We start from the raw sequence: 12,600 nt of genomic DNA, 5'->3' as shown, positions 1-12,600 counted from the left end.
CCGGGATTAGGAGGCACAGACAATGGCCAGAATTCTTTTGGCAGAAGATGAGGAAGTTCTTCGCATGCTTATAACAGACACACTTGAAGACCTCGGTCACCAGATAGATGAAGCATCAGACGGGGAAGAAGCATACAGGCTTATTCAGCAGCATGAATATGAGCTGATCATCCTCGATTATATGATGCCGGTATACACGGGTATGGAGCTCATTAAGAAAATAAAGAAACATCCAAAACAGTCCGGAGCGAAAGTGATAATGCTGAGCGCCAAAAGCCAGGCTGCCGATCAGCAGAGCGTCCTCAAGGCAGGAGCGGATGAATTTGTTTCCAAACCATTCAGTCCACTCATGCTTATGGACAAAGTGGAGGAGATTTTAAGCAGTGATTAATAGATTGGTAAAGAAAAGTGTTACGAGGCAATTTGGACTGATGGCGGCAGCGGCAATTATTCTGTTTTCCATAGTAATTGGCGTTTATGTCTTCTGGCAAAATGCCATAACTGAAGAATTTAAAGAACGCAACCGTCAGCTTGATTTAAAAGAAAATGCAACGATTCTCCTGAACGATTCCTACAATAAGGCGATTTCCGAATTCAGGGCCTACTTCGCCTATGGTCAGAACGGCAAAAACAAACTATATTACAACAGGGGAATGGAACAAAAAGAGACCGTCCTGAAGGCATACGAAGATCTGGAAGCACTTGCTGAAAATGACTATGATCTTGCCTTTCTTCAGCAGGCAAGCACCTTTTATCAACTCTATTTTCTGGATCTTCTTCCGAAAACGGTAGCAGCATATGAACGGGGAAATACATCCGAAGTAACCAGAACAGCTGTTGAAGGAGGATCTGAAAGAGTAAGAGTTTTTCAGACAGGACTTGAAGATTACAGTGCCAAAATTGAGCGGGAAATCAATGAAAACAGGGAGCAGTTTACCGGCAGCCTGTTTACCAGTCAGATTTTGTTTCTTATCGTGCTTGTTTTCATGATTGGCACGCTGATTGCGATGATCAGAAGGTATTTGAGAAAAATGCAGGAGCCTCTTCAGATCCTTACAGCTGCAGCGGGTGAAATTGCAGCAGGCAAGGATGTCATTTTTGACAGCAGCTCAAACCGGCAGGATGAGCTGGGGCTTTTGCACGTTGCTTTTTCAAAAATGAGCAAAAGCATTGCTGAAAAAGAACAGGATTTAACAGCCCAGAATGAAGAACTGATTGCCCAGCAGGACGAACTTCAGGTTCAGCAGGATGAACTGCGTTCAGCTCTTGAAAAAATGTGGGAAAGAGAGTCGCAGCTCACACTCCGGAATGAACTAAGCAACAGCATAGCAAATACACTTGATAAGCAAAAGCTTTTGACAAGCATAATCACTGCCATGTGCCGTATTTCAAAAGCAGATAAGGGCATTGTCGTCATGGCTGATCAGCCTGAACACTATGCAGCGGTATCACTGTCAGAAACGGCGGTCAGAACCATTCTTGGCAATATGAATTCAGGGCTCATAGATGGAGTGAAAAAGACAAAGCAGGCAAAAGTCTATAAGCGTCTTGCAGATCCTGAGGAAACCGGATACCACGAATCACCGCAGTATTCCTATGATCTTTATCTGCCGGTTCTCTCATCCGGTGAACGTACGGAAGCGATCATGATCTTCACGAAGTTTAATGAGGAGTTCGGTGAAAAAGAGATAGCTGAATACACATCAATGACCAAAAACATTGCTCTTTCACTGGACAAGCTGAAGCTTTACGAGCAGGCTGAACAGGACAGGGAAATGGTCAGACACATTCTGAATACCATCCATGAGGGCATTCAGCTGGTTGATTTGAACGGAGTAAGTCTGCAAGTTAACACAACCATGAGCAGCATGCTTTTATGCAGAGGCGAGGATTTGGCTTTTGCCTCATTTGATAAATGGTTCAGCCATTTCTCTTCTGTCGTGTCAGATCCTGTGGAGCTTGGGAGATTTTTGGAAAGGGTCATTTTTTCGCGTGAACCTGTGCAGGACAGCTTTACCTATAGAATGAATAATGGGACTGTAGTAAACCTTTATGCAGAACCGTTATACAGGAATGGACGGCGCCTTGGAACGGTAATGGTCCACCGAGATATTACGAAGGAGTACGAAGTGGATCAAATGAAGTCTGAATTTGTCAGCACGGTCAGCCATGAGCTCAGGACCCCGCTTGCAAGCGTCCTTGGTTTTACGGAATTGCTGCTGTATAAAGACCTGAAACCGGAAAGAAGGAAAAAATACTTATCGACCATTTATCAGGAAGGTAAGCGCCTGACCAATCTGATTAACAATTTTCTTGATGTCCAGAGGCTGGAATCAGGGAAACAGACCTATGAAAAGAGGCTTGGCGATCTTTCCGTCATTCTCGGGGAAGTCGTTGAAGAACAGCAGATCCTGACATCTGATCACCGGTTTTATTTTCATACAAGCGCCAAAAACGCCATGGTTCTCGGAGACAGAGATATGTTAAAGCAGGCCTTTCAGAATCTTGCCGGAAACGCCGTAAAATATTCTCCGGACGGCGGAAATATCTCGGTTATTCTGTTTGAAGAGAATGGTTGGCTGAAAGTGGAGATGAAAGATGAAGGGCTTGGAATTCCTGAAGATGCAAAGGACAAACTGTTTACGAAATTTTACCGCGCAGACAATTCCGACCGCAGAAAAATTGGCGGAACAGGCCTTGGGCTTTCGATCGTGAAAGAAATCATAAAAGCACACAGCGGCGAGATTTCCGTTCATTCAAAGATTGGGGAAGGAAGCACCTTTACGGTTTCATTGCCATTGCATGATGACTCAGGTCATTCACCTGCCCCTGAAACTGATGGATTGTCATCTGCCAATATCCTGATAATTGAAAATGACGAAAACTTCGCAAGTCTGCTTAAAGCAGAATTTGAGGAAATGGGACTAAGCACAGCCGTGATGCTGAGGGGCGACCGGGCTCTGGCAGAGGCGGTTTCACTGAGGCCGGATGCTGTCGTTCTTGATATTTTGCTTTCTGATGATGATTTAAACGGTTGGGATGTTCTGGACCGATTAAAACAGGTCCCGCATCTTGCAGAAATCCCAGTTTTTATATCAACAGCTCTTAATGAAAAGGATAAAGCAGCAGACCTTGGCGCAGCAGGCTGTTTGATTAAACCGTATCAGCCCGGTGAACTAATAAAGCTTGTCATAAAAACGATTCTGGACCGAAAGAGCAGTCTTTCAGAGATGGAACCCTGAGTACAGGGTTCTTTTCTTGTATCATCCTTTGGAAATAAGCTATCCTTTAGAAAAGGAAGCCTTAAAAAGAAAGGGAGGATGAACGTGCTTAAATCATTTAAACTGGAAACGAAAAGCAGAGATCAAATGATTGATATCACTGTACAAGTTGAGAACTTGATCCAGGAATACGGCACCAAGGAAGGAACTGCTGTCATCTATTGTCCGCACACAACTGCAGGAATCACAATCAATGAAAATGCGGATCCTGATGTGAAAACAGACATGATCAGACGCTTTGACGAAGTCTATCCGTGGTTTGAAGAAAAGGACAGGCATGCGGAAGGGAACACCGCTGCTCATATGAAAGCGAGCACAGTCGGCTCCTCGCAGCATGTGATTATTACAGAAGGGCGCCTGCTGCTCGGAACTTGGCAGGGAGTCTACTTCTGTGAATTCGACGGGCCGAGAACCCGGACATTTTATGTAAAGGTGCAGGCGGATGGGGAAAAGATATCGTAACTTAGACGGAGTGGAAAATACGAAAAGCTTCTCCGATTTCAGAAAATGGATGAAAGAGCGAAAAGCGAAAAAGAAGGATTTGTCGGTCTCCATTGAAAGGCTGGATAATCCTCAGTCGGAAGAAGTGTCGGCTAACCGTTCAAAAAACAGTGTGACCTGGATTGGCCATTCTACGTTCTTGATTCAGACTGGCGGCATCAATATCCTTACTGACCCGGTCTGGGCAGAGCGGATGGGCATGCAGAGGAGATTGACGAAACCGGGCATGCCAATCCGGGTACTTCCGGAAATCGATGCTGTCCTGATCTCTCACGGACATTATGATCACCTGGATTTTGCATCAATCAGAAAGCTTAAGGGAGACCCGGTTTTTTACGTGCCCGAAGGCCTTGGTGCTTCCTTCAGAAGAAGAGGGTATAAGAATGTGAAAGAAGCTGCGTGGTGGGATGTGTTTGATAAAGAAGAAGTCAGATTTACATTCGTTCCTGCTCAGCACTGGACGCGCAGAACCTTGTGGGATACAAATACTTCCCACTGGGGAGGATGGGTCATTGAACGCAAGAGCCACTCCATTTATTTTGCCGGTGACTCCGGATACTTCCGCGGCTTTAAAGAAATCGGTGAAAAAATGTCTGTTGATGCCGTTCTGATGCCCATCGGAGCTTATGAGCCTGAGTGGTTTATGAAGGTATCGCACATTAATCCCGAGGATGCGGTCACAGCGTACCTTGATTTGAACGCGAAGGGGCCGTTTGTTCCCATGCATTACGGTGCATTCAGGCTGGCCGACGATACAGGACCTGAAGCTTTGGAGAGGCTGCTTGCAGAATGGGAGAAGCGTGCACTTGACCCGGATAAGCTAAACGTAATGAAAATCGGCGAAACATGGTGGGTATGAGCATTGATGAGAATCAGTGCTCTTTTTGTTGTGGAAAAATAAAACCATCAGCTGGGAAGGAGCCTGAGGTAGTTGGCACAAAACAGCAGGACAAGAACCATCAACCGGAAAGATTTCGAGTTTGATGGAACTAATAAGTCTGATAAGAACCATCAACAGGAGAAATCTTGTGCTTGATGGCACTCAACAGCGTGATAAGAATCATCAACCGGAGAAATCTTGTGCTTGATGGCACTCAACTGCGTGATAAGAACCATCAACAGAGAAGATCTAGTGCTTGATGGCGCTCAACAGCGTGATAGGAACCACCAACAGAAAAAATCTCGTGCTTGATGGTACTTAAGAGCTTGATAAGAACCATCAACAGAGAAGATCTTGTGCTTGATGGCACTCAACAGCCTGATAAGAACCACCAACAGAGAAGATCTTGTGCTTGATGGTACTTAAGAGCCTGATAAGAACCATCAACAAGAAAAATCTCGTGCTTGAAGGCACTAATAAGCGTGATAAGAACCATCAACAGAAAAAATCTCGTGCTTGATGTCACTCAACAGCCTGATAAGAACCACCAACAGAGAAGATTTTGTGCTTGATGGTACTTAAGAGCTTGATAAGAACCACCAACAGGAAAAACCCAGAGTTTGATAGAACTAAAACTGAGTAAGTGATTTAATAACATCCCCGCCAGCTCCTCCTCCACACAAAAAAACAGACCACCAAAGTGATCTGCTCCTCTCAGCCCCGAACTCTGTGTGCGGCGCGTTCTTCTTTTTTGGAAGGAATAAACTCTTTAAAGCTCTTTAGAGTTTCCGGTGTTTCTTTCGCAATTTCGATTGTTTCCTGAACGGTTTTCTTTTTGTACTCTACGTCAGACATGATTTTTTCCTGGGTGGCGGAGAGTCTGGTTGTTTCATTTTGAATGCTTTCGGTTTGTTTTTGGAGGCGGTTTGCCGTTTCCTGAAGGTCCTGCAGCACAGGCTGTGATTTTTTGAAGGTGCGGATGGATGAGACACCTAGATAGATAAGGGCAAGGACAACAAGCGCAATGCTTATGTATACAATGATCATCGGTAACACTCCTTTGTCAGCGGTCTTTCTCTTTTTTTACCCAAGTTCGGTCCATTTTAATCTTCGTCCGAGAGGGAAGGCCGCAAATTCTCTTTGCCCTTCAGCCAGGATCTGATGCCTTTTCCGGCATACGGTTCGTCTTTGAAGCGGGGGATGATATGAAGGTGAGTGTGAAAAATATGCTGCCCTCCGGCCTCGTTTGTATTCCAGCCGATTGTATAGCCATCAGGCTCGTGCTCTTGATCGAGCAGTTCCTTCACTTCCTGAAGCAGACTGTATGTAGCATTCCATTCATCCTGCGTTAAATCAAACATGGTAGGGCGGTGCTCTCTTGGTACGATCAGGCCTGATCCAATAAGGATGTTTTGGGGCATCTGAAGAAAGAGACAATGGTCGTTGGACAGGACAATTTTCTGATCTTCTATCATTTGAGGATTACAAAGGGGACACAGCTCATCCAACTTCAACAGCTCCTATCTTTGAGTGTCTATTTTTTACCATTTTAGCACAACCGGGTAAAAGGAGAACGGATTTTGCTCCGGATCATTCCTCCTGAATCCGGCAGGGAACGGCTGCATGCTTGTAGAAGAAGGTAGGCAGTTCACTTCTGGATGAGGAGGAGTATGCGTGGGATGGAATGAAACAGCTGTAAGCCGCAAGCTTTGCGTCACCTATCCGGTTATTCAGGCACCGATGGCGGGAGGAATTAGTTCACCCCAACTGGCGGCTGCTGTCAGCGGCTTCGGGGCGATGGGGTCTGTCGGAGCAGGTTATTTAACGGCGGAACAGCTTAAGGAGCATGTTGTGAAAATAAAGGGTTTGACGAGGAAACCGTTCAGCGTCAATCTTTTTGTGCCTGAAAAAGAGGTCTATGCCAGTGAGGCAGAGATAAAAAGGATGACGGATCGATTTAAGCAATGGGGACTTCCTGTGGAGTACCTTTCTTATTCAAATGAAGAAAACCGCCATAATTATGAACAGCAGCTTGAAGTCATTCTCCAGCAGGGGGTGCCTGTCTGTTCATTTACTTTCGGGCTGCCTTCAAAAGAAGCTGCAGCAGAATTGAAAAAAGCAGGCAGGACAGTAATGGGTACGGCGACATCCGTTGACGAGGCGCTTATGTTTGAAGAACTTGGAGCAGATTTGATTGTCATGCAGGGCAGCGAAGCAGGAGGTCACCGCGGAACCTTCCATCACTCTCAGGATGCAGGGGTCGGAACCATGTCACTTATTCCGCAGGCAGCAGATGCGCTTCGGGTGCCGGTGATTGCTGCCGGCGGCATAGCTGATGGAAGAGGAATGGCAGCGGCATTTATGCTCGGTGCAGAAGGAGTGCAGATGGGGAGCGCGTTTATTCCATGTACTGAAAGCGGTGCAGCGGAAGCTTATAAAGACAAAATAGTCTCAAGCACAGAAGATCAGACGGTACTGACGAAAGCATTCTCAGGAAAATATGCGCGGGGAATTACAAATGATTTTATCCGGAAAATGGAGCCGCATGAATCAGATGTCCTCCCTTATCCTCTGCAAAACAATCTGACAAAGCGGCTTAGGAGCGAGGCTGCTGAAGCGGGAAACACTGAAAATATGTCTGTCTGGGCTGGCCAGGGTTTAAGGATGATTCATGAAAAAGTGCCGGCAGACGTTTTTTTAAATCAGTTAATCAGTCAAACTGAAATCAGGATGAAGGAGGCTTCCCGCTATGGATCCAGATAAAGCGGCAGCACTTGATAAGCAGGATGAACTTGCCTGCTACAGACAGGAGTTTTATTTAAAAGAAGGCGTTATCTATATGGATGGCAATTCTCTTGGCCTCCCTTCAAAGCGGACTGAAGCTGCGTTGCTTGAAATGCTTGAGGCCTGGAAGGAGCACGGAATTGACGGCTGGACGAAAGGCGATAAACCTTGGTACTACCTGTCTGAAACACTTGGCGGGCAATCGGCTTTTTTAGTGGGGGCAAAGCCGCATGAGGTCATTGTGACAGGTTCTACTACGGTAAACCTCCATCAGCTTGCAGCCAGTTTTTTTAAGCCGGAAGGAAAAAGGACAAAGATTCTTGCCGATGAACTGAATTTTCCTTCTGACATATACGCTCTTCAAAGTCAGCTGTCTCTGAAAGGGTTTGATCCTGATACACAGTTAGTCAAGGTGAAAAGCAAAGACGGTCAGACTCTTGATGAAGACGATATTATTGCCTGCATGACAGAAGATGTGGCGATGGCTGTTCTGCCGACTGTTCTGTACAGAAGCGGCCAGCTGCTTGATATTGAAAGGCTTACGAAAGCCGCTCACGAACGGGGGATTATCATCGGCTTTGACGGCTGCCATTCAGTGGGGGCAATTCCACATGAGATGCACAAATGGGGGACTGATTTTGCTTACTGGTGCAACTATAAATATGTCAATGGAGGACCCGGTGCCGCAGCAGGACTGTTTGTCCATGAAAAGCATCTTGGCAAAAAGAGACCGGGGCTTGGCGGCTGGTTTGGCTCAAATAAAGAGCAGCAGTTTGATATGGAGCATACTTTTACGCCGGCAGACACTGCAGGCGCCTATCAGATTGGAACTCCGCATATTTTCAGTTCGGCGCCCTTATCTGCTTCTCTTGACATGTTCAGGGAAGCAACGATGGCTGCCATCCGCAGGAAATCGCTGAGTATGACCAGGGTGATGATGGATTTAATCGAAGAAGAGCTTTCAGGTTTTTCTTTTGAGATTGTCAACCCGAAAGAAGATGCACGGCGCGGAGGACATGTTGCTCTCATGCATCCTGAGGCTGCAAGAATCTGCAAAGCGCTGAAACAGGATGGAGTGATTCCAGACTACAGGTCTCCGAATATTATCAGGCTGGCCCCTGCACCTTTTTACACTTCTTATGGAGAGATTTGGAAGACTGTGCAGTTTCTAAAAACGATAATGAGGGAAAAACGATATGAGCAGTTTGAAAATATTCGGGAGGTGATTGCATGAAAATCATTGATATTTCAAGACCGCTGCAAAACAGCACGCCTGTCTGGCCGGGGGATACTCCATTTGATTTTGAACTTATGTGGACGAAAGAAGCGAGCGGGTCCGTTAATGTCGGAAAGGTGGAGATGAGCACCCATACAGGAACTCATGTAGATGCCCCCTATCATTTTGACTCGGAAGGGAAGAGGATCCATGAACTTGATCTCTCCATTTACTGCGGCACAGCAAAAGTCATTCACATTCGAGGCCAGGAGGTCATTACTGCTCATATTCTAAAGAAAATGGATCTTGCGGGAACAGAACGTCTGCTCATCCGGACTGATTCCTGGGAGGATTCAAACAGGTTTCCCGAAGAGTTCACTTATTTTCACCCCGATGCTGCAGAGTACCTTGGAAGTCTTGGCATTAAGCTGATCGGAGTGGATGTCCCATCGGTCGATTTTATGAAAAGCAAAGAATTGCCTGCCCATCACTCGTTTTTTCAGCAGTCCATCTTTATTCTAGAGGGGCTGGACCTGACTTCGGCTGAAGAAGGAAGCTATGAGCTGATTGCTTTGCCGCTGAAACTTACGGACGGTGACGGAAGTCCGGTCAGAGCGATCCTAAGAAGCGGGTCAGCCGATTAAAGCTTTCTTTTTCAAATCAGAACATGTATTCTTATAACAGGTGATGAAAATGAAGATTATTCATTATTCGTACAAGAAAAGGGGAAGAATTGAATTCTGGTTTGATCAATGGCCGAATTCCCCTGTTGTGTTCACCCCCATTAAAGACTATTACTTTATTAGAGTTGTAAAGTGGAATCAGCTCGATCCGCTCGTGACAAGAATTGACCTTGGCGAAATGGAGCTGATGGTAAATAAATATCTTGGGCGTGAACAGTACTACTTGCAGCGCAAATATTTTCATAATGATCAGCTGAAGCTGCCGAAATAATGGCGGCTTTTTTTTGGTGGTAAATTACGCTCTTAAATAGTATACGTCCCCAAGTCTCGTTGCCGTAATGGTTCCATCTGCAAGCGGATAGGCGCCTGTTTCTTCTCTGTCACTCCGTTTATACGGATACAAGTATCTATAATCGAGGCGCGTTACCTGGGAAAGAAGGTAGGCTGATCTCGTAGCTCCCTGTTTTCTGTATTTGTTGAGGGAGGTTATGATGCCCTCAGAATCTTTAATGCCGATGCCATGTCCGTAGTAAAGATCATAGCCGAGGTCGATTGTATTTTCCCCGCGCCACTGCGGCTTTTCAGGGTCAAAATCAGGATTTTTAAAGTACAGGCAATCACCTGGAAGATAGTCATTTCCTCTTCTCGTAAAAACTCCAAGATCGTCATCATAGTGCCAGTCGTATAGAATCATCCCGTCAAACAGGCGGTTGAAGTAGGGCTCTTCAATCATTTCCAGTACGGCTCTGTAAAAAACGGCTACCATGGCAGTCGCACATTCAAATGCATACATGGTCCCATTATTGTAGACGTCCATCAAGGCGGCTGAAGGAGGAACGCCGGGTTTGATGACTATGGCTCCCTGGCTCGTCAGGTCCCAAAAAGCCGGATTGCATTTGGAATACTCAAACGTCGTAAACTTGACCCCGCTCTGATAGAGGGCAGAGGATGCTTTTACAATTTCGGTCCGCAGATCCATTTCGAATTTAAACTGGCTGAAATGCTCATATGAATAAACCTCTTCATATTTTACCATCAGATCTAGAATCTCTTTCTGCTCGGCGGTTAATACACTCGTATTTAAGATATTGTCATTTTGATAGGCGTTTTTAATTTTTATCACGTCAGACACGCGCCTCCTTTTAAAGCTGCTCTCATAAATTATGAGATTGCGGGCTGAAGCGGAACCATTAAGGCATAATTCCTTAAAAGCGGACATAACCTTTGAGTGTTGGCCACCGGTAATTCCTACTTGACTGATTGGTTTAATTGCTTTATATTTTTCTAATACTTAAGGAAAAAGTTAGGGGGGAAATGCTATGTCAGCATTTTTGTTAATTGTGAATATTGCCGTTCTTCTTGGACTCATATTCTTGCTTTTTTATATGCAAAAGAAACACGTTTCGTTTTCTAAAAGGGTGTTTGCAGCTCTTGGTCTCGGGATTGTGCTGGGCTTTGCCCTTCAATTTATTTATGGGCCGGAAAACGAGGTTCTTCTTGAATCAATCGGCTGGTACAGCATCGTGGGGAGCGGTTATGTCAAGCTGCTTCAAATGATCGTGATGCCTCTTGTCTTCATCTCAATTCTCAGTGCGTTTACGAAACTGAAGCTTTCGGGAAATATCGGAAAAATCAGCATCCTGATTTTGGGGATTCTCGTTGGAACAACAGCCATTTCCGCCGCAATCGGCATTGGAACGTCACTTGGATTTAATTTAGAAGCGGTTCAAATTGAGCAGGGAGAAGCTGAAACAGCCAGAGGGGAAGCCCTTGACGCTACATATACGGAAATTCAGGATCAGACCTTCCCGCAGAAGGTTCTTGAACTTCTTCCGGGCAATCCGTTCCTTGATTTCACAGGTGCCCGTCCGACTTCAACCATTGCAGTTGTGATCTTTGCAGCTATTCTTGGACTTGCATTTCTTGGAGTAAAACGCAAAGAGCCTCAGCATGCAGAGCTGTTTGCTAAAATTGTGGATGCTTTTTATGCCGTCATTATGCGCGTCGTTACATTGATTCTGCGTCTGACTCCATATGGCGTGCTTGCTATTATGACGAAAACAGTTGCTTCAAGTGACCTTGATTCCATCTTGAAGCTTGGAAAATTTGTTATCGCTTCATATGTCGCACTTCTCGTTATGTTTATTATCCACTTGCTTCTGCTTACACTTGCAGGGTTAAACCCGGTTACGTATGTCAGAAAAGTATTTCCTGTCCTTACATTTGCGTTTACTTCACGTACAAGTGCAGGTACTCTGCCGCTTAATATCAGCACGCAGACGAAAAAGCTTGGTGTGCCTGAAGGTATTGCAAACTTTGCAGGTTCATTTGGTCTTACAATCGGGCAAAATGGATGTGCCGGCATTTATCCGGCCATGCTGGCGGTTATGATTGCGCCGACAGTGGGGATTGATCCGCTCAGCCCGTCATTTATTTTCACCCTGATTGCAGTTGTTGCCATCAGTTCATTCGGTGTTGCAGGCGTTGGGGGAGGGGCTACATTTGCGGCCATTCTCGTTCTTTCAACCATGAATATGCCGATTGCTTTAGCAGGGCTTTTAATTTCAGTTGAACCGTTGATTGACATGGGCCGTACAGCGCTGAATGTCAGCGGAAGCATGACAGCCGGGGTGCTTACCGGAAAAGCGACAAATGAACTTGATACGGATGTATATAACGGCGATTCTTCTCAAGTTGAACTTGAAGCCTGATGCAAAAGCCGTATTAACCAATTAGAACACACAGAAAGGCAGCCGGATTTATTGCGGCTGCCTGTTTTATTTTATATAGCCAATTCCCAGTGCATAGTGTTCCTTCAATATTTTTTCCACGCGTGAAAACACTTCCTCACGGCATTCAATAACCAGGACGACTTCGGTTTTTTTTGCGCTCCCGCCAATTTTAAGTTTTCTTTTTTTTATGACCGTATAGTAGAACAAATTGATGGCAAACCCCAACAGCAGCCCGCTGCCTGCCCCGATCAGTCCCCAGTAAACAGGTCCCCATTCAAGCTTAAACCCGATGCTGACGCCAATGACGGCAAATGCAGTAGCAAGGGCTGCACCTGTATCAAAAAGACTGATGCCATCCGAATGATGGATAGAATCCATCAATTTGACGGAATCGTCATTCGATTTTAAAGGCACAGCAAGGATTCTGTCTTTATGTATACCTTCTTGCTCGATTTTGGAAATCGCAAGCTCCAGATATGTGCAGTGATCAAACGCAGCAAATACTTGCAATGGAAATCACCCC

General features: G+C 45.5%; 13 protein-coding genes. 9 read left to right on the top strand and 4 right to left on the bottom strand.

The window, feature by feature from the left end; genetic code table 11:
• The first annotated feature begins 22 nt into the window (after positions 1–22).
• From JOJ89_RS17300 to JOJ89_RS17285, 4 genes are all read left to right on the top strand, one after another.
• Positions 23–391: a response regulator transcription factor gene (locus JOJ89_RS17300; protein WP_203288635.1), complete on the top strand. Its 369-nt coding sequence runs from the start codon at positions 23–25 to the stop codon at positions 389–391.
• Positions 384–3,242: an ATP-binding protein gene (locus JOJ89_RS17295; protein ID WP_203288634.1), complete on the top strand. Its 2,859-nt coding sequence runs from the start codon at positions 384–386 to the stop codon at positions 3,240–3,242. The genes JOJ89_RS17300 and JOJ89_RS17295 overlap by 8 nt, the downstream gene beginning before the upstream one ends.
• A gap of 78 nt (positions 3,243–3,320) precedes the next feature.
• Positions 3,321–3,743: a secondary thiamine-phosphate synthase enzyme YjbQ gene (locus JOJ89_RS17290; RefSeq protein WP_407656386.1), complete on the top strand. Its 423-nt coding sequence runs from the start codon at positions 3,321–3,323 to the stop codon at positions 3,741–3,743.
• On the top strand, positions 3,724–4,641 hold the full coding sequence (locus JOJ89_RS17285; RefSeq protein WP_203288632.1) for an MBL fold metallo-hydrolase: 918 nt from the start codon (positions 3,724–3,726) through the stop codon (positions 4,639–4,641). Before JOJ89_RS17290 ends, JOJ89_RS17285 begins: the two co-directional genes overlap by 20 nt.
• A 735-nt stretch (positions 4,642–5,376) precedes the next feature.
• Here JOJ89_RS17285 and JOJ89_RS17280 read toward each other — a convergent pair.
• Together JOJ89_RS17280 and JOJ89_RS17275 are read right to left on the bottom strand one after the other, a co-directional pair.
• On the bottom strand, positions 5,377–5,709 hold the full coding sequence (locus tag JOJ89_RS17280) for a DUF948 domain-containing protein (RefSeq protein ID WP_051865584.1): 333 nt from the start codon (positions 5,707–5,709) through the stop codon (positions 5,377–5,379).
• A 56-nt stretch (positions 5,710–5,765) separates the two neighbouring features.
• Positions 5,766–6,137, bottom strand: coding sequence for an HIT family protein (locus JOJ89_RS17275; protein WP_203290372.1), 372 nt, complete (start codon positions 6,135–6,137; stop codon positions 5,766–5,768).
• Between the two features lie 199 nt (positions 6,138–6,336).
• Between JOJ89_RS17275 and JOJ89_RS17270 the strand changes: the two genes are divergently transcribed.
• Genes JOJ89_RS17270 through JOJ89_RS17255 form a run of 4 tightly spaced genes read left to right on the top strand, consistent with a single transcriptional unit; the run spans position 6,337 to position 9,616 of the window.
• Entirely contained in the window at positions 6,337–7,425 is a 1,089-nt protein-coding gene (locus tag JOJ89_RS17270; protein WP_203288630.1) for an NAD(P)H-dependent flavin oxidoreductase, read from the top strand.
• Entirely contained in the window at positions 7,412–8,680 is a 1,269-nt protein-coding gene (kynU, locus tag JOJ89_RS17265) for a kynureninase (RefSeq protein ID WP_203288628.1), read from the top strand. The genes JOJ89_RS17270 and kynU overlap by 14 nt, the downstream gene beginning before the upstream one ends.
• Positions 8,677–9,306, top strand: a complete 630-nt coding sequence (gene kynB / locus JOJ89_RS17260; protein WP_029283954.1) for an arylformamidase — start codon at positions 8,677–8,679, stop codon at positions 9,304–9,306. The genes kynU and kynB overlap by 4 nt, the downstream gene beginning before the upstream one ends.
• Positions 9,307–9,355: 49 nt before the next feature.
• Complete coding sequence (locus tag JOJ89_RS17255) at positions 9,356–9,616, top strand: hypothetical protein (protein ID WP_029283944.1); 261 nt, start codon at positions 9,356–9,358, stop codon at positions 9,614–9,616.
• Between the two features lie 24 nt (positions 9,617–9,640).
• On the opposite strand, the gene JOJ89_RS17250 is transcribed toward JOJ89_RS17255, so the two are convergent.
• Positions 9,641–10,468 (bottom strand): protein-glutamine gamma-glutamyltransferase, encoded by an 828-nt coding sequence (locus JOJ89_RS17250; protein WP_029283942.1) that lies wholly within the window; start codon positions 10,466–10,468, stop codon positions 9,641–9,643.
• 196 nt (positions 10,469–10,664) lie between these two features.
• On the opposite strand from JOJ89_RS17250, the gene JOJ89_RS17245 reads away from it, so the two are divergent.
• Positions 10,665–12,056 (top strand): L-cystine transporter, encoded by a 1,392-nt coding sequence (locus JOJ89_RS17245; protein WP_029283940.1) that lies wholly within the window; start codon positions 10,665–10,667, stop codon positions 12,054–12,056.
• A gap of 66 nt (positions 12,057–12,122) precedes the next feature.
• Here the strand turns inward: JOJ89_RS17245 and JOJ89_RS17240 are convergent, their stop codons facing one another.
• Entirely contained in the window at positions 12,123–12,587 is a 465-nt protein-coding gene (locus tag JOJ89_RS17240; protein ID WP_029566157.1) for a hypothetical protein, read from the bottom strand.
• Positions 12,588–12,600: the final 13 nt, after the last annotated feature.

The organism is Metabacillus sp. cB07, from assembly GCF_016839225.1.
In the GTDB taxonomy this organism is placed as follows: domain Bacteria; phylum Bacillota; class Bacilli; order Bacillales; family Bacillaceae; genus Bacillus_P; species Bacillus_P indicus.
Note: the sequence above shows the minus strand (reverse complement) of the source record. Positions and strands in the feature narration are given on the sequence as shown.